The following is a 17,369-nucleotide window of genomic DNA, read 5'->3' as shown; positions in this document are numbered from 1 at the left end:
CTTTTACACTGTCCACCCCCTTCCTAGGCTCACAGGATTTAACGGGATATGAATGTTAAAATTCGCAGGAATTTCCAGCCCAGCTTAACCCTTTATCAGCCCTTGGCGCCCAGTCTGATCCCATGTGTCGGAGGGTAGATGATGATCGACTGGGACCGCGTGCAGGACCTGCGCGATGAAATCGGGGCAGACGCCTTTGCCGAGGTGGTAGAGCTTTTCCTTGACGAGGTGGATACCGAGATCGGGAAACTGCGCCTGCCAAACGCGGGCCAGAACCTTGAGGCGCTGTTGCATTTCCTAAAGGGCAGCGCGCTCAACCTCGGCTTTACCGCCTTTGCCGATCTCTGTCACAGCGGCGAACGCGCCGCCGCCATGGGCGCGGGTGCCAGCGTTGATCTGACCGCCGTGCTCGATTGTTACGCGCACTCGAAATCTGAATTCGTGGCCGGTCTTGATCGGGTTATCGCCGCCTGAGGCTCAGATCAGGAACTCGGCCAGCACCTCATCGCGCGTGATATCGCGATATTCAAACCCGGCAGCATCCAGCCGCGTCAGGATCGGCGCAAAATTCTCGGGCCGCGTCGTCTCGATCCCAATCAGCACAGAGCCAAAGTTGCGCGCCGATTTCTTGAGGTATTCAAACCGGGCAATATCATCCTCGGGTCCCAGAATTTCCAGAAACTCGCGCAGCGCGCCGGGCCGCTGCGGCATTCGCAGGATAAAATACTTCTTCACCCCCGAAAACCGCTGCGCCCGCTCCTTCACCTCCGGCAAGCGCTCGAAATCGAAATTCCCGCCAGAGGTCACACAAACAACCGTCTTGCCCCGGATCACATCCGCCATATCCTTGAGCGCATCAACCGCCAGCGCCCCCGCAGGCTCAAGCACGATCCCCTCGATATTCAGCATCTCCAGCATCGTGGTGCAAAGCCGATCCTCTTCGATCACCATCGCTGCACTTGGCTCCATATCCGCCAGCCGCGCGAATGTGCGTGCCCCGATCTGCGCCACAGCCGCCCCATCGGCAAAGGTGTTCACATGCCGCAAGCGCACAGGTTCACCCGCCGCCAGCGCCGCACCCAGACAGGCACCCCCCGCCGGTTCCACCAGCGTCAGCGCGGCACGTGCGCCCACATAGCTGCGCACCCCCGCCGATAACCCGCCACCGCCCACCGGCAGGATTAAACGATCCGGCATGCCACCCAACTGCGCCTCGATCTCGACCGCAACGGATGCCTGCCCCTCAATCACATCCTCATCATCAAACGGCGATAGAAAATGCCCACCAACCTGCGCGCAATAGGCCTGCGCCGCCGCCAGCGTGTCGTCGAAATAATCGCCCGTCAGCCGGATCGCCACGGCATCGCCGCCAAACTTCTCGGTCTTGCCGATCTTTTGCTGTGGCGTCGTCACCGGCATGAAAATCACGCCTTTGACCCCAAAATGCCGGCACATATAGGCCACGCCCTGCGCGTGATTGCCCGCACTTGCACAGACAAACGTCGCCGTATCTGGCCGCGCCGCCAGCACCTTGCGCATCGCATTGAACGCGCCGCGCAGCTTGTAGGACCGCACCGGGCTCAGATCCTCGCGCTTAAGCAGGATTTCAGCACCATAGCGCTCGGACAGGTGATCATTGCGTTGGAGCGGTGTCGGCTCGAACACGGCGCGCATCGCGGCCTCTGCGGCGCGGGCATTTTCCTGAAACTCGGTCATGCCCGCCTCAGTGCCCCAATCACACCCCTCTGACAAGGCTCAGAGCGCGCGCTTTTCGATATAATAGCCGTAAAGCGTGGTCAGAATGCTGATATTGACCAGACCCGACACCACCGTGCCCAGCACCATCAACACGACCCCGATCACCGGCGTCAAAAGCAGCAACCCAAGCAAAAGCTGCAGCGCGAATTGCGCCACCCCCAGAATAAGAACAAGGATCAGAATCGTAGCGCTACTGCCTTCGGTCGCGGTCCACGCCTCTTTCAACGCAAGCGGCTTGCCAATCGCCGCCGCAGGCAGGATCGTCGAGAGCCGAAAGAACACCACATTGGCCGCGACGATCACCACGACACTCACAATCGTGACAATCAGTGGCACCACGCCGCCGACAACCCCAACCACCAGAAAGAGGGGCAGCATCAGGCCCATCATCACAAGGCCAAGCCAGAGCGAATGTCCGATATAAGACAGCATGCGATCCGTGCGCAGCATCGGCACCCAGCCTTGGGGGTATTCCGCCAAGAGGATAAAGCGGTGCCACGCCACAATGACCCAGAGCGCCAGACCGATCAGCACAAGCGCCAACAAGATTAGCCCCGCGATCTGTCCCCCCGTGGCGCCCTCCGTATCCGTCCCGTCCATCGAGACACCCAGAACCGCAAAAAGGACCAACGTCGCAATCCCGATCCCCATGGGCACCAGCACAATCCGGACCACCTGAGGCAGATTGTTGAAAATCATCTGCACTGAATGGATAAAAATACGCCACGCCGCCATAATCGCACCTTTTGACAATTGCCCGCCGTCGCTAGCACAACCAAAGGCGCAGTCAACCGCGTCCACTTGCCCATCACCGCAAAAGCCGCTACTCCGCCAGCCAGATTTGACGCAAGGGGAATGACATGTCCGCGCCCAAGAAAGTTGTTCTGGCCTATTCCGGGGGCCTCGATACCTCGATCATCCTGAAATGGCTGCAGACCGAATATGGCTGCGAGGTTGTGACCTTCACCGCTGATCTCGGTCAGGGAGAGGAACTCGATCCCGCGCGGCAAAAGGCCGAGATGCTGGGGATAAAGCCCGAGAATATCTATATCGAGGATGTCCGCGAAGAATTCGTGCGCGATTTCGTCTTTCCGATGTTCCGCGCCAATGCGCTCTACGAAGGGCTCTACCTCTTGGGCACCTCCATCGCCCGCCCGCTGATTTCCAAACGTCTGGTCGAGATTGCCGCGATGACCGGTGCCGATGCCGTGGCCCATGGCGCCACCGGCAAGGGCAACGATCAGGTCCGGTTCGAGCTGGCCGCTTACGCGCTCAATCCCGATATCAAGGTGATCGCCCCTTGGCGTCTCTGGGATCTGACCAGCCGAACCAAGCTGATCGCCTTCGCCGAGGAAAACCAAATCCCGATCGCGAAAAACAAGCGTGGCGAGGCCCCCTTTTCGGTCGATGCCAACCTGCTGCACACCTCCTCCGAAGGCCGCGTGCTTGAGGACCCCGCCGAAATGGCCCCCGATTACGTGTATCAGCGCACCGTCAGCCCCGAAGACGCGCCCGATACGCCTGAGTTCATCGAAGTCAGCTTCGAGCGTGGCGATGCCGTGGCCATCAACGGCACCGCCCTCAGCCCCGCAACCATCCTGACCGACCTCAATGAATTTGGCCGCAAACACGGCATCGGGCGGCTCGATTTCGTGGAAAACCGCTTTGTCGGCATGAAGTCGCGCGGCATCTACGAAACACCCGGCGGCACCATCCTGCTCGAGGCGCATCGTGGCATCGAACAGATCACCCTTGATAGCGGCGCGGGCCATCTCAAGGATTCGCTCATGCCGCGCTATGCCGAACTGATCTACAACGGCTTCTGGTTCTCGCCCGAACGCTATATGCTTCAGGCCGCCATCGACAAAAGCCAGGAACATGTCACAGGCACCGTCCGCCTCAAACTCTACAAAGGCTCGGTGTCCTGTGTTGGCCGCTGGTCCGATCACAGCCTCTATTCCGAGGCCCACGTCACCTTTGAAGATGACGCTGGCGCCTATGATCAAAAAGACGCGGCCGGCTTCATCCAACTCAACGCGCTGCGCCTAAAACTCCTTGCAGCGCGCGACCGCAGGCTCAAGGGCTAAGGATCATGGAGGCCGATTTCTGGCATACCCGTTGGGAAAACATGCAGATCGGCTTTCATGAAGGCGACGTAAACCGCATGCTTGCGGCCCATATCGGCGCGCTTGGTCTCAAGCCAGGCGCGCGGATTTTTCTGCCCCTCTGTGGCAAAACCCGCGATATCGCCTGGCTCTTGGCCCAAGGCTACCGCGTCGCAGGCGCGGAACTCAGTGACATCGCCGTGCGCCAGCTTTTCGAGGAGCTGGGCACCGTGCCGGAAATCACCGATCACGGCACCCTTCGCGCCTATGCCGCCCCCGGCGTCACTGTGTTTGCGGGCGACATTTTCGCGCTCACCCCCGATCTGCTCGGCTCTGTCGATGCAATCTATGACCGCGCCGCGCTGGTGGCGCTGCCGCCCGATATGCGCACCCGCTACACCACGCATATTGTGGCCCTTACGGCCACCGCCCCACAATTGCTCATAACCTTCGAATACGATCCCGCGATCATGGCGGGCCCACCGTTTTGCGTCACCTTCGATGAGGTGAGCCGCCACTACGCCACTCAGTACCGGATCACCACGCTCGCCAATCTCGACGTGCCCGGCGGGCTCAAGGGCGTCTGCCCCGCACGCGAAATGGCGCTGCATCTCACACCGCTCTAGGCCATCTATTGCCAAACGGCCCCATAAAAAGCGAAACATTGCTCAACACCGCGTGACCTCACGACGTCTTTGTTTGGCCTCTCCCTGCAATTGCGCCATGTTGCTGGCAATAGCAGGAGGGTTAAAACCATGCTGAGCAATGTTCGGAAACTCAAGGCAGCGCTGCTCGCAGGGCTTATCATCGTTGGCCTGTGCGTCCACGGTGGACGTGCCCATGCGGCAGAAACAGAAACGCTCATCGTCGCAGGCGGCTGTTTCTGGTGTGTCGAATCAGATTTTGAACAGGTCCGGGGCGTCATCGCGGCCGAGTCGGGCTTTACCGGCGGCACGGTCAAGAACCCCAGCTACAAACAGGTCACATCCGGCGGCACCGGTCATTACGAGGCCGTGCGCCTTACCTTCGACCCCGCCCAAGTCACCCGCGCACAACTCCTGCACCTGTTCCTTCGCTCGGTCGATCCAACTGACGCAGGCGGTCAGTTCTGCGACCGGGGTGACAACTATCGCACCGCGATTTTCGTCTCTGATCCGGCAGAAAAACAGATCGCCGAGGGGGCCATCGCTGAGGCAAAATCAGCCTTGGGCCAGAAGATAGTGACCCCCATTCTCAATGCTCAGCCCTTCTATGCCGCCGAAGCCTATCATCAGGATTATTACAAAAGCAGCGAAATCATCCTCACGCGCTTTGGCCCCCGAACCAAAGCCAGCGCCTACAAACTCTATCGCGACGCCTGCGGCAGAGATACCCGCGTCAAAGAGCTTTGGGGCAAGGATGCGCCCTTCGCCGGTCACTCCTGACCAAGAAACGCGGCCACCTCGGCCGCCAGGGGGATCGCTCCTGATGCTCCGGGGCGCGTAACCGCAAGGGCGGCAGCGCCAACCGCCCCTTGCAACGCCCGCTCTGGGTTCAGGCCCGCAGCCAACCCAGCCACCAAATACCCGGCCAGGGTGTCACCGGCGCCAGTCGTATCCACCGGAACAACCTTTCGCGCCGGAATAGTGACTGCATCTCGGCATCCTGCCTCTGTCCAGAGAACACCGCGCGCGCCCCGCGTAACACACAGCATCGGCACCTGAACCGCGCCCATGGCCTGCGTCATCTGCGCCGCCTCCCCCTCGTTCACCATCAAAAGGGTGACATGGGGCAGAACCGCCCGCAGCGCCGCCTCATCAAAAGGCGCAGCAGAATAGGCGACACGCATCCCCCTGTCTTGGGCCATGCGCGCCGCCTCAACCTGCACATTCGTCTCATTCTGTAGCATGAGCCAATCGCCCGGCCCCGCCTCCGCCAACGCGGCCTCAACATCCTCTATCCGCAAGGCCCGATTGGCCCCGGCGTGGATCAAAATCGCATTCTCGCCGCTCTGCTCAACTGTAACCACCGCATGGCCCGACGCCCCTTGGTCCCGGCGCACATGCCGCACATCCACGCCATCCGCAGACAAAAGCTCCACCATCCAATCGCCATCCGCGCCCACAGCGCCGATATGCACCACTTGCCCCCCGGCCCGAGCCACGGCAATCGATTGGTTCGCCCCCTTGCCACCCAGCAACCGCGCATAGCCCTGCGCCGTGACAGTCTCACCCGCATGCGGCAACTGCGCCAGGCGATAGACATGATCGGCATTGATCGACCCGAGATTGAAAATCATACCGCCCGCTTCTTTTTGGCCCAAATACTCAACTTTCTTTTCCAAGGATAACAGCCAGGCACCCGCCCGCAATCGCGCTTTGGTCTTTCACCCCGCAGCGTGGATTTGTAAGGTCGCTCAAGCAACAAGGGGGCGCAGGTGAATACCACGGGATCAACCGTCACGCCGATGATGGCACAATACCTAGAGATCAAGGCGCAATATCCCGAGGCGCTGCTTTTCTATCGCATGGGCGATTTTTACGAACTTTTCTTTGACGATGCCGCCGCCGCCGCCGAGGCGCTCGATATCGCGCTGACAAAGCGCGGCAAGCATCTCGAGCAGGATATTCCCATGTGCGGCGTGCCGGTCCATGCCGCCGAAGGCTATCTTTTAACCCTCATTCGCAAAGGGTTTCGCGTCGCCGTCTGCGAACAGATGGAGGATCCCGCCGAAGCCAAGAAGCGCGGGGCGAAATCCGTGGTCCGGCGCGAGGTGGTGCGCCTTGTAACCCCCGGCACCCTGACCGAGGAAAGCCTGCTTGAGGCACGCCGCCACAATTACCTTGTCAGTTTTGCAACTGTGCGTGGCGCGGGCGCGCTGGCTTGGGTCGATATTTCCACCGGCGCTTTTCATGTCATGCCCCTGACGCCCGCGCGCCTTGGCCCCGAATTGGCCCGCCTCGCCCCGCGCGAAGTGCTGCTGACCGAGGCGGATGTTGCAAATCTCGGCGAATTAGTCTCTGAATCCGGCGCTTCTCTCACCGGTCTGGGGCAGGCCGCGTTTGACAGCACAGCAGGCGAGCGACGGCTTTGCCTGCTCTATGGCGTTGACACGCTCGACGCCTATGGGTCTTTCACGCGCCCCGAAATCGCCGCGATGGGCGCGATCGTGGACTGGCTCGACATCACGCAAAAGGGCAAATTGCCCCTGTTGCAGCCCCCGACCCGCGAAAACGAGGCGCGTGTCATGCAGATCGACGCCGCCACCCGGCGCAATCTGGAATTAACCCACAGTCTAAATGGCGGCCGCGCCGGCTCGCTTCTTGCGACGATCGACAGAACCGTGACAGCGGGCGGCGGACGGCTCCTCGAACGTCGCCTCTCCAGCCCCAGCCGCGCGCTCGACACGGTACAATCCCGCCTTGAATCAGTGCATTTCGCGGTAGAACAGAGCCGCATTTGCGCAGGCCTGCGCGAATCCCTGCGCAAGGTGCCTGATCTTGACCGTGCTCTGTCACGCCTGGGCCTTGATCGTGGCGGTCCGCGCGATTTGGCGGCGGTGCGCAACGGGCTGGCACAGGCCATGGAAATTGCCCAGCGCCTCGCCAATACGGACCTTCCCCCGCTTTTGCACCAAGCTGCTCTGAGTCTGACCGGTCATGACAGCCTTCTTGACCTCCTCGATCAAGCCCTGGTCGCAGAACCGCCGCTTCTGGCGCGCGATGGCGGCTTTATCGCGCCGGGCTATGACAGAGACCTCGACGAAGCACGCCAATTGCGCGACGAAGGGCGCGGTGTGATCGCCCGAATGCAGGGCGACTATATCACCCAAACCGGCATTCCCTCGCTCAAGATCAAACATAACAACGTGCTGGGTTATTTCATCGAAGTGACCAGCACCCATGCCGACCGCATGCTGAGCGTGCCGTTGAACGAAACCTTCAAACACCGCCAAACCACGGCCAATCAGCTCCGGTTCACCACCGTGCCCCTGAGCGAGATGGAAACCCGGATTCTGAACGCAGGCGGTCGTGCGCTCGAGATCGAAAAGCGGCTCTATGATGCCCTGAAGACCGAGATTCTTGACCGCGCCGCCGAAATTGCACACTGCGCCCGCGCGCTCGCCGAACTAGACCTGACCACCGCTCTCGCCGATCTCGCGCGGGCTGAGAACTGGTGCCGCCCGCACGTAGACCAGAGCCGCGCGCTCAACATCGTAGGTGGGCGGCATCCCGTCGTGGAACGCGCCCTGCGCGCGCAGGGCGGCGCGCCCTTCATTGCCAATGATTGTGATCTGGGCGGCAAGAGCGATATTTGGCTGCTGACCGGCCCGAATATGGCGGGTAAATCCACCTTTCTGCGCCAGAACGCACTCATTGCCCTTTTGGCCCAAATCGGCAGCTATGTGCCTGCGACATCCGCCCATATCGGCTTGGTCAGCCAACTCTTTAGCCGCGTCGGCGCGTCAGACGATTTGGCGCGCGGGCGCTCGACCTTTATGGTCGAAATGGTCGAAACCGCTGCGATCCTGAATCAGGCAGACGATCATGCGCTGGTGATTCTTGATGAAATCGGGCGCGGCACAGCCACGTGGGACGGGCTCAGCATCGCATGGGCCACGCTGGAACATCTGCACGATGTCAACGCCTGCCGCGCGCTCTTTGCCACGCATTACCATGAATTGACCCATCTTAGTGACAAACTCGACCGCGTCGAGAACGCCACCGTAAGCGTCAAAGAGCACGACGGCGATGTCATTTTCCTGCACGAGGTGCGGCGGGGCGTTGCGGATCGTAGCTATGGCGTGCAGGTCGCCAAATTGGCCGGTCTCCCTGCCTCGGTGGTGGCGCGGGCACGGGTGGTGCTCGATGCGCTGGAAAAAGGCGACCGCGAAGGCCACCGCGCACAAAAAACGCTGATCGACGATCTACCGCTCTTTGCGGCACTCGCGCCGCCCCCAGCCCCTAAACCACCCCGCGAGTCGGTGGTGGAAAAGCGCCTGAGCGCGATCCTGCCCGATGCGCTTACGCCCCGCGAAGCGCTTGAACTGATTTATGAGTTGAAGTCGCTTAGTCAGGAACAGGCCGACAAGGCGGGGTAACCCCCGCCCCATCGCACATCATCCACGATTCGAGGATACGCCCACCTGTGCCGGGCGCAAAATGCGATCATGCAGCATGAAGCCCTGAGTCGAGACCTGAATGATCTCTCCTGCCTTGGTGCCGGGCAACGGCGCCTCGAACATCGCCTCGTGATGCTGCGGATCGAATCGGTCTCCGACCTGCGGATCAATCACGGTGATGCCATGCTTGGTAAAGACATTGAGCAATTCGCGCAAAGTCAGCTCGATCCCCTCAAACAGGGCCGCTGACGCAGCACGTTGCTCTTCATTCACGGTTTCAAGCGCCCGCTTCAGATTGTCATGCACCGGCAGCATATCGCGCGCCAGCTTGGATCCGCCATAATTCTCGGCCTCGCGCCGATCCTTCTCGGACCGCTTGCGCGCATTCTCGGCATCAGCCAGCGCGCGCATGAACTTGTCGCGCAGGGCGTCCCGCTCGGCGCGCAGCGCGTCAAGCTCCACCGCTTCATCACTCATATCGTCATCCATACGCTCGCGCTCTTGCGCGGCGGCCTCTTCGATATCATCGAGAAAGCTGTCTTCTTTCGGCTCTGCCATTCTTCACCTCTAGCTCCGGTCGGAGATCAGTTTACCCACGAGCTGCGCCGTGTAATCCACAATCGGCACAATCCGCCCGTAATTGAGGCGCGTGGGGCCGATAACCCCTACCGCACCGATGATCTTACGGTCAGCGTTCATATATGGAGAGACCACCAAAGAGGAACCCGAAAGTGAGAAAAGTTTGTTCTCGGAGCCAATAAAAATGCGTACTCCGGCCCCCTCATCGGCCAATTCAAGGAATTCAGCGATATCGCGCTTGCGTTCGAGATCGTCAAACAGGATGCGAATCCGTTCCAGATCCTTTTCCTCTGAGGTCGCATTGAGCAGATTGGCGCGACCTCGCACAATCAGCCGCTCGTATTTGTCGCCCTCGCCTTCCCACACTGCAAGCCCGCTATCAATCAGGTCGCGGGCAAGCTGATCAATCTCCTGCCGCCGCGCCGCAATCTGACGTGAGATCACAGTCTGCAAATCCGAGAGCGTCTTGCCCTCGATCAGCGCGTTAAGAAAATTCGCGGCCTCGCGCATGGAACTTGGCGTTTGGCCCGGTGGCGGGGTGAATATCCGGTTCTCGACATGCCCATCGGAAAACACCAACACCACAAGAGCGCGGTCATGGCCAAGACTGACAAATTCGATATGTTTGATCGGCGCCTCATGCTTGGGCGCAAGAACCAGCGATGCGCCCCGCGTAACACCAGAGAGCGCAGCCCCGATGCGATCAAGCACACCGCCCACATCCTGCGAATTGCTGCCGACCGTCGCATCAATCGCCTGCCGGTCCGTAGCCTCTAGATTGCTGACCTCAAGCAGACCATCGACAAACATCCGCAGGCCTTCTTGCGTGGGAATGCGCCCCGCGCTGATATGCGGACTGCCCAACAGGCCCATATATTCCAGATCCTGCATCACGTTGCGGATCGTGGCGGCACTAACCTTTTCGCTGAAGTCACGGGTCAGGGTGCGCGACCCAACCGGATCGCCATTGGCCAGATAGCTCTCGACCACGCGGCGAAACACTTCGCGCGAGCGATCGTTGAGCTGTTCCAGGATCGAGGCGGCGTCTGTCATCGGCTGTGCTTCCTGTCTCTTGGGCTATTAAGGACCGCAGAGGCCAAAGGTCAATCGGGGTTGCCATAGGAGGGCTTGCCCATATATCTCGGGGCAACCAAGGAAAAGGACATGCCATGCGGCCGTCAGGTAGAGATCTAAGCGAAATGCGCTCCGTTTCAATCGAAACAGGGGTGCTCAAACATGCAGAGGGCTCTTGCCTGATCAAGATTGGTGATACGCATGTCTTGTGCACCGCCACTATCGAAGAGCGCGTGCCGCCTTTTGTCAAAGGTTCTGGGCTGGGCTGGGTCACGGCGGAATATGGCATGCTGCCCCGCTCTACCGGCAGCCGCATGCGCCGCGAGGCGACGGCAGGCAAACAGGGCGGGCGCACCGTTGAAATCCAACGCCTGATCGGCCGCAGCCTGCGCGCCGGCGTCGACCGCGTGGCCCTTGGCGAACGCCAGATCACGGTGGATTGCGATGTGATTCAGGCCGATGGCGGCACCCGCTGCGCCTCGATCACCGGCGGCTGGGTTGCCCTGAAACTGGCGGTGCAAAAGCTGATGAAAGCGGGCGATGTGCTCAGCGATCCGCTGATCGACCCTGTCGCAGCCGTTTCCTGTGGCATCTATGCCGGTCAACCCGTGCTCGATCTCGACTATCCCGAGGATAGCGAGGCCGGAGTGGATGGCAACTTCATCATGACCAGCACAAAACGCCTTATTGAAGTGCAGATGAGCGCTGAAGGCGCAACCTATAGCCGCGATCAGATGAACGCGCTGCTTAATCTGGCCGAACTCGGCGTTGACCAGCTGGTGGCGAAACAACGCGAGGCGACGGGTGCGTAAATTCACCGACGACCGGTTGCTCGTTGCCACCCACAACGCCGGAAAACTTGACGAGATTCGGGCGCTTCTGGCGCCCTACGGCGTTGATGTGGTTGGTGCCGCCGCGATGGGGTTGCAGGAGCCTGCAGAGACAGAAACAAGTTTTGTCGGCAATGCGCGGATCAAGGCCCATGCCGCGGCGCAGGCCACAGGCCTGCCCGCACTCTCGGACGACTCCGGGATAGCGATTGACGCACTTGACGGCGCACCGGGCGTCTATACGGCAGATTGGGCCGAAACAGAGACGGGCCGCGACTTTGGCAAAGCGATGTCTCGGGCCCATGAGGCGCTCTTGGCCAGCAAGGAACCACAGCCCTGGACGGCACGGTTCTGTTGCACATTGGTCTTGGCCTGGCCAGATGGGCACGACGAGGTCTTTGAAGGTACGGTCGAGGGCTGGGTGGTCTGGCCCATACGGGGCGCAGAAGGGCACGGTTACGATCCGATGTTCCAGCCGCTCGGTCACGATCTGACCTTTGCCGAAATGTCGCCCGCAAAGAAGAACAGGATCAGCCACCGCGCAGACGCGTTTGGTAAATTGGTCGCAGGCTGTTTTGGCTGAGGATTGGCAACAGGGCGGCTTTGGTCTCTATCTGCATTGGCCCTTTTGCGAGGCCAAATGCCCCTATTGCGATTTCAACAGCCATGTCGCGCGCCACATTGACCAGAGCCGCTGGTGCGCGGCCTATCTCACCGAGATTGATCGCTACGCCGCGCTTTTACCCGGACGCGTGCTCAATACTGTGTTCTTTGGTGGCGGCACACCCAGCCTGATGGCTCCGGAAACGGTGGCAGCGATTATTGAGCGGATCAAACACCATTGGCCTATGGCGAATGACCCTGAAATCACGCTCGAAGCGAACCCCGGCTCGGTCGAGGCCGGGCGCTTTCGCGCCTTCGCGCAAGCGGGCATCTCGCGTATTTCTATGGGTATTCAGGCCCTGAATGACGCCGATCTCAAACGGCTGGGCCGTATCCACAGCGTTTCCGAGGCAAGGCAAGCCTTTGATATAGCGCGAGAAAACTTTGAGCGTGTCAGTTTTGATCTGATCTATGCCCGACAAGATCAAACTCTCGACTCTTGGAAAACGGAACTGCGCAGCGCGCTCTCTATGGCGGTGGATCACCTGTCGCTCTACCAGCTTACCATCGAATCCGGCACAGCCTTTGGCGATCGCTACGCAGCGGGCAAGCTGCGCGGGTTGCCAGAGGATGATATCGCCGCAGAAATGTATGAGACGACACAAGAGATCTGCGCATCTGCTGGCCTGCCAGCCTATGAAGTGTCGAACCATGCGCGCGCTGGTGCGGAATCGCGGCACAATCTGATCTACTGGCGCTATGGCGACTATATCGGCATCGGGCCGGGCGCGCATGGGCGGATCACGCACAATGGCCAGAAATACGCCACCGAGGCCCATCGGGCACCGGGCAAATGGCTGGAATCTGTGGAAAACAGCGGTGTGATTGAGACACGCGAGCGCCTGTCTGGTCCGGATCAGGCCGTAGAATACTTGTTAATGGGCCTGCGCATCACCGATGGAATTGATCCGGCGCGTTTCGAAAGGCTCGCAGGCAAACCTCTTGACCCCGCCGCTGTCGATCATTTGGTGTCCATCGGGATGATCGAAACGCACGACAACCGCCTTCGCGCCACCCGTTCAGGACGGGCGGTGCTCAATGCTGTGATTCGCGATCTCTTGCCGGATTAAATGCTGAGCATGCCAATCAGGCGATCCAATTGATCAAGCGAGGCGTAATGGATCGTAATTCTCCCGTTCTCCTGACCGGGAACATGCTCAATCTCGACCTTCATCGTTAAACTGGCCGAAAGATCATCCTCCAGCGCTCGTGTATCAGCATCCTTGAGGATCTCTTTGCGCGGCTTCGCTGAACGCCCGGTGTCGCTAAAGATGTTACCGATTCCAGCCTTAGCCAATTTCTCTGTCTCACGCACCGACAGCGATTTCTGGATAACCTGACGCGCGATAGCTGCAGGATCGTCCAATGTAATCAACGCTCGCGCATGACCCGAGGACAACTTGCCTTCACGCAGAAACGTCAGAACCTCATCGGGCAAAGACAAAAGGCGCACTGAATTCGCAATATGGCTCCGGCTTTTACCCAGCGCGTCAGCCAGTCGCTCTTGCGTATGACCAAACTTTTGCATCAATTGCTGATAGCCAAAGGCCTCTTCCACCGGATTGAGATCGGCGCGTTGAATATTCTCGATGATGGCAACTTCGAGCACTTCTGTATCGTTGAAATCACGCACCAAAACCGGAATCTGATGCAACTTGGCCATCTGAGCCGCACGCCACCGGCGCTCGCCGGCCACGATTTCATATTCCCCATCCCGGTCCGGGGCGGGCCGCACGATCAGGGGCTGCAAGATACCCTTTTCAGAAATCGACCGCGCCAAATCTTCGAGAAGCGCACCATCAAAATCCCGGCGCGGCTGGTTCGGGTTAGGCCGGACCTTTTCCACCGGCACCATCAGATCCGGACGCCGCGGCGCATCAGTGGGGCGTTCCGGGCTCTCTGTCGTGACATCCGCCATCAATGCTGACAGCCCACGGCCAAGACCACGTGGTTGAGATTTCTTGCTGGTCATTGCCGATCCCCTTTGATCAGGCGGCGATTCGCGCCGTGTTTTCAATCAGTTCCTGCGCCAACTCGCGATACGCTTGCGCTCCCTTGGACAGCGGATCATAGCTTAGCACGGACATGGCATAAGACGGCGCCTCGCTTACACGAACATTTCGGGGAATCCGCGTACGAAAAACCAGCTCCCCAAGATTGTCACGTGCGTCCTGTTCGACCTGGGTAGAGAGGTTGTTGCGCGAATCAAACATTGTCAGCACAACCCCTTCGATCCGCAGCGCCGGATTCGCGGTCTGACGAATCTCTCTAATGGTCAACATAAGCTGCGACAGACCCTCAAGCGCAAAAAACTCGCTCTGCAGGGGCACAAGAACCGAATGCGCCGCGACCATTGCATTCACCGTCAAAAGATTGAGCGACGGCGGGCAATCAATCAATACATAATCAAACCCATACGCATCCATCGCAGACTGTCGCAGGGCGTCATGCAGCAGGAAACTGCGTTTCTCGTTTGCAATCAGCTCGATATCAGCAGAGGAGAGATCGACCGTTGATGGAATGATCGAAAGCCCATCTTGCGCAGTCGGCTGAATAACATCCCCCAGCGGCGCCTCATCCAACAAAAGATCATAAACTGTAAATTTCCGCGCCGCCACATCCAGCCCAAGACCAGTCGAGGCGTTGCCCTGCGGATCAAGATCAACGATCAGCACCCGCACGCCGGTTTCTGCCAGCGCGGCCGCCAGATTAATGGTTGTCGTGGTCTTGCCCACCCCACCCTTTTGGTTGGCAATCGCAATGATTTTTGGTCCTTCGGGGCGCGTCGGATCAGGCACGGGACACTCCTGTGATGGCAAAAATGACAGATCCATCTTCTGTTGCACTTTTAACAAGCCGGTGGGTGAATGACCACGTCCTTTCGGCTGCGGCCATTTCATTCTCCCAGCGGGCCCCCTTGAGGAAAAGTGCAATACCATCCTGTGCTAAATGGCGCTCGGAAAACTCCAAAAGCCCACTTAACTCCGTCAGCGCGCGCGCGGAGAGCACATCCGCTTCTTGCGGTCTGACCTTTTCAATCCGGTCATTGAGAACCATCGCGTTAAGCCCTGTCTCTCGAATCACAACCCGTAGAAACGCCGCCTTACGGGCATCCGATTCAATCAACGTCACCCGTCGGGGCGAACCACCATCCTGGGCCAAAATCGCAACCACCAAGCCTGGAAAGCCGCCCCCTGATCCCAGATCAACCCAATGATCCACCGAAGGCGGAGCAAGTGCATGAATTTGCGCAGAATCGGCGAAATGCCGTGTCCACATCTCATCAAGGCTTTTTCTTGAGACCAGGTTGATGCGCGGGTTCCACTTGACCAACAAATCTGCGTAAATTTCAAGCCGAGCCTGTGTTTCACGTGAAACATCCGGCAAGCCGGTCACGCGATCTTCTCCCGCGCCGCTTGACGCAGTTTTGCAAGAATCAGGCTTAGCGCCGCGGGTGTCATCCCCTCGATCCGAGCCGCCTGAGCAAGATTCTCTGGCTGCACCTGCGCCAGCTTACCCTTGAGCTCGTTCGATAGGCCCTCAATGCGATGATAAGAAAAATTCTCTGGAATAACATGCGCCTCATCACGCTTCATCATCGCCACATCACGCGCCTGCCGTTCAATATAGCTGGCGTAAAGAGCGTCACGCGCAAGCTGCTGCTGGCACTCCGGATCAATCTCCGAATACCCCTGATCCAGCCGCAGAAGATCCGAAAAATCAACATCGGGAAAGGATAGGATCTGAAATGCACTGCGCCGTGCACCATCCTGGTTCACCTTGAAACCGCTCTCAGACAATTGGCGCGGCGTAAAAGTTGTCGCCTCCAAGCGCTGTCTTCCTTGCACCAGACGCTCCATCTTGTCGCCAAAAACCGCCCGGCGGTCATCTCCAACACAGCCAAGATCAAGACCCAGAGGCGTAAGGCGCTGATCCGCATTATCCGCACGCAACGAAAGACGGAACTCTGCGCGCGAGGTGAACATGCGATAGGGCTCACTCACACCCCGTGTGGTCAGATCATCAATCATCACGCCGATATAACTATCGGTGCGGCTAAACTGAACCGGCTCGCGTCCTTTCGCCTCTAGCGCAGCATTCAGCCCTGCAACCAGGCCTTGCGCTGCGGCCTCCTCATATCCAGTTGTCCCATTGATTTGTCCCGCCAAAAACAGGCCCGGAACAGCCTTGACAGCAAGACGACTGTCAAGCGCGCGAGGGTCGACATAGTCATATTCAATCGCATAACCAGGCTGAAGTATCTCGACATGCTCCAGCCCAACAATGGACCGCACATAGGCCTCCTGAACGACCGCCGGTAGCGAAGTCGAAATCCCGTTGGGATAGATCACGTGATCCGACAAGCTTTCTGGCTCCAAGAACACCTGATGCGAGGTTTTGTCAGAAAATCGTACGATCTTATCCTCGATCGACGGGCAATAGCGGGGCCCAATCCCATCTATATGGCCGCCATACATCGCCGAACGATCCAGGTTTTCCCTAATTATATCATGGGTCTGTGCGTTCGTATGCGTGATCCCACAGCACACCTGACGGGCCGTTGGGCGCTTGGACAGAAACGAAAACAGCACCGGGTCATCATCCCCCGGTTGCTCCTCCAGTCGCGACCAGTCAATCGTCTTCCCATCTAACCGGGGCGGCGTGCCAGTCTTTAGCCGGCCCATCGGCAGCCCAAACCCATCCATACGCTCTGCCAACATCACTGCGGGGCGGTCTCCCATACGGCCCCCCGGATAGGACTCATCCCCAATGTGAATCACACCACGCAAAAAGGTCCCGGTTGTTAGCACCACTGCGGATGCGGAAATCTCGCTTCCATCCGCCAAACGCACGCCGGCGACGCGCTCGCCCTGCATCACAAAATCGGCGGCCTCGCCCTCAACAATTTCCAAGGTTGAGCAAGACTCAAGCTCTCGCAGCATCTCTTCGCGGTAAATCTTGCGATCGGCCTGTGCCCGCGGCCCCTGCACTGCGGGCCCTTTGCGCCGGTTCAACAACCGAAACTGAATGCCCGCACGGTCCGCAACTCGGCCCATGACCCCATCCAGCGCATCAATCTCACGCACGAGGTGGCCCTTGCCAAGCCCCCCAATCGCTGGATTGCAAGACATCACCCCGATACCAGCCCGGTTCAACGTCACCAGTGCGGTTCTCACACCCATGCGCGCGGCCGCATGCGAGGCCTCCGCGCCAGCATGCCCACCACCAATAACAATGACGTCAAAATGTTTCACGTGA

Annotated in this window: 17 protein-coding genes; 8 read left to right on the top strand and 9 right to left on the bottom strand. The window is 59.4% G+C overall.

Going from position 1 to position 17,369, the window contains the following annotated elements:
• The first annotated feature begins 138 nt into the window (after window positions 1-138).
• Window positions 139-474: an Hpt domain-containing protein gene (locus ROSMUCSMR3_RS10305; protein WP_198385509.1), complete on the top strand. Its 336-nt coding sequence runs from the start codon at window positions 139-141 to the stop codon at window positions 472-474.
• Between the two features lie 3 nt (window positions 475-477).
• Here the strand turns inward: ROSMUCSMR3_RS10305 and ilvA are convergent, their stop codons facing one another.
• Window positions 478-1,716 (bottom strand): threonine ammonia-lyase IlvA, encoded by a 1,239-nt coding sequence (ilvA, locus tag ROSMUCSMR3_RS10300; RefSeq protein ID WP_081507255.1) that lies wholly within the window; start codon window positions 1,714-1,716, stop codon window positions 478-480.
• Between the two features lie 39 nt (window positions 1,717-1,755).
• Window positions 1,756-2,493: a threonine dehydratase gene (locus ROSMUCSMR3_RS10295; protein ID WP_081507254.1), complete on the bottom strand. Its 738-nt coding sequence runs from the start codon at window positions 2,491-2,493 to the stop codon at window positions 1,756-1,758.
• 125 nt (window positions 2,494-2,618) lie between these two features.
• Between ROSMUCSMR3_RS10295 and ROSMUCSMR3_RS10290 the strand changes: the two genes are divergently transcribed.
• From ROSMUCSMR3_RS10290 to msrA, 3 genes are all read left to right on the top strand, one after another.
• Window positions 2,619-3,845: an argininosuccinate synthase gene (locus ROSMUCSMR3_RS10290; protein ID WP_081507253.1), complete on the top strand. Its 1,227-nt coding sequence runs from the start codon at window positions 2,619-2,621 to the stop codon at window positions 3,843-3,845.
• A 5-nt stretch (window positions 3,846-3,850) separates the two neighbouring features.
• Window positions 3,851-4,489 (top strand): thiopurine S-methyltransferase, encoded by a 639-nt coding sequence (gene tmpT / locus ROSMUCSMR3_RS10285; protein WP_081507252.1) that lies wholly within the window; start codon window positions 3,851-3,853, stop codon window positions 4,487-4,489.
• Window positions 4,490-4,618: 129 nt separating this feature from the next.
• Entirely contained in the window at window positions 4,619-5,287 is a 669-nt protein-coding gene (gene msrA / locus ROSMUCSMR3_RS10280) for a peptide-methionine (S)-S-oxide reductase MsrA (RefSeq protein WP_081507251.1), read from the top strand.
• Here the strand turns inward: msrA and ROSMUCSMR3_RS10275 are convergent.
• Window positions 5,278-6,141: a ribokinase gene (locus ROSMUCSMR3_RS10275; protein WP_081507250.1), complete on the bottom strand. Its 864-nt coding sequence runs from the start codon at window positions 6,139-6,141 to the stop codon at window positions 5,278-5,280. The genes msrA and ROSMUCSMR3_RS10275 overlap by 10 nt on opposite strands.
• A gap of 168 nt (window positions 6,142-6,309) precedes the next feature.
• Here ROSMUCSMR3_RS10275 and mutS point away from each other — a divergent pair, with 168 nt between their 5' ends.
• Window positions 6,310-8,943: a DNA mismatch repair protein MutS gene (gene mutS / locus ROSMUCSMR3_RS10270; protein WP_081508599.1), complete on the top strand. Its 2,634-nt coding sequence runs from the start codon at window positions 6,310-6,312 to the stop codon at window positions 8,941-8,943.
• A gap of 18 nt (window positions 8,944-8,961) precedes the next feature.
• Here mutS and ROSMUCSMR3_RS10265 read toward each other — a convergent pair whose 3' ends face one another.
• Window positions 8,962-9,522, bottom strand: coding sequence for a nucleotide exchange factor GrpE (locus tag ROSMUCSMR3_RS10265; protein ID WP_008282741.1), 561 nt, complete (start codon window positions 9,520-9,522; stop codon window positions 8,962-8,964).
• 9 nt (window positions 9,523-9,531) lie between these two features.
• Window positions 9,532-10,596, bottom strand: coding sequence for a heat-inducible transcriptional repressor HrcA (hrcA, locus tag ROSMUCSMR3_RS10260; RefSeq protein ID WP_008282742.1), 1,065 nt, complete (start codon window positions 10,594-10,596; stop codon window positions 9,532-9,534).
• A gap of 116 nt (window positions 10,597-10,712) precedes the next feature.
• Here hrcA and rph point away from each other — a divergent pair, with 116 nt between their 5' ends.
• The 3 genes from rph to hemW are packed head-to-tail and all read left to right on the top strand — an operon-like array spanning window position 10,713 to window position 13,180.
• The gene (gene rph, locus ROSMUCSMR3_RS10255; RefSeq protein WP_081507249.1) at window positions 10,713-11,429 is read left to right on the top strand and encodes a ribonuclease PH; all 717 of its coding nucleotides are present in this window, start codon (window positions 10,713-10,715) and stop codon (window positions 11,427-11,429) included.
• A complete protein-coding gene (rdgB, locus tag ROSMUCSMR3_RS10250) occupies window positions 11,422-12,030 on the top strand; it encodes an RdgB/HAM1 family non-canonical purine NTP pyrophosphatase (RefSeq protein ID WP_008282744.1) in 609 nt (202 codons plus the stop codon). The genes rph and rdgB overlap by 8 nt, the downstream gene beginning before the upstream one ends.
• A complete protein-coding gene (hemW, locus tag ROSMUCSMR3_RS10245) occupies window positions 12,023-13,180 on the top strand; it encodes a radical SAM family heme chaperone HemW (RefSeq protein ID WP_081507248.1) in 1,158 nt (385 codons plus the stop codon). Before rdgB ends, hemW begins: the two co-directional genes overlap by 8 nt.
• On the opposite strand, the gene ROSMUCSMR3_RS10240 is transcribed toward hemW, so the two are convergent.
• The 4 genes from ROSMUCSMR3_RS10240 to mnmG are packed head-to-tail and all read right to left on the bottom strand — an operon-like array spanning window position 13,177 to window position 17,365.
• The gene (locus tag ROSMUCSMR3_RS10240; RefSeq protein WP_081507247.1) at window positions 13,177-14,082 is read right to left on the bottom strand and encodes a ParB/RepB/Spo0J family partition protein; all 906 of its coding nucleotides are present in this window, start codon (window positions 14,080-14,082) and stop codon (window positions 13,177-13,179) included. The two genes, hemW and ROSMUCSMR3_RS10240, sit on opposite strands and share 4 nt — an antisense overlap.
• A gap of 16 nt (window positions 14,083-14,098) precedes the next feature.
• A complete protein-coding gene (locus ROSMUCSMR3_RS10235) occupies window positions 14,099-14,908 on the bottom strand; it encodes a ParA family protein (RefSeq protein ID WP_081507246.1) in 810 nt (269 codons plus the stop codon).
• The gene (rsmG, locus tag ROSMUCSMR3_RS10230; RefSeq protein WP_081507245.1) at window positions 14,901-15,506 is read right to left on the bottom strand and encodes a 16S rRNA (guanine(527)-N(7))-methyltransferase RsmG; all 606 of its coding nucleotides are present in this window, start codon (window positions 15,504-15,506) and stop codon (window positions 14,901-14,903) included. Before rsmG ends, ROSMUCSMR3_RS10235 begins: the two co-directional genes overlap by 8 nt.
• Window positions 15,503-17,365: a tRNA uridine-5-carboxymethylaminomethyl(34) synthesis enzyme MnmG gene (mnmG, locus tag ROSMUCSMR3_RS10225; RefSeq protein ID WP_087148871.1), complete on the bottom strand. Its 1,863-nt coding sequence runs from the start codon at window positions 17,363-17,365 to the stop codon at window positions 15,503-15,505. Before mnmG ends, rsmG begins: the two co-directional genes overlap by 4 nt.
• Window positions 17,366-17,369 lie beyond the last annotated feature (4 nt).

The organism is Roseovarius mucosus (assembly GCF_002080415.1).
GTDB classification, from domain to species: domain Bacteria; phylum Pseudomonadota; class Alphaproteobacteria; order Rhodobacterales; family Rhodobacteraceae; genus Roseovarius; species Roseovarius mucosus_A.
The sequence above is the reverse complement of the archived record's forward strand: the minus strand, read 5'-3'. Positions and strand labels throughout refer to the sequence as shown.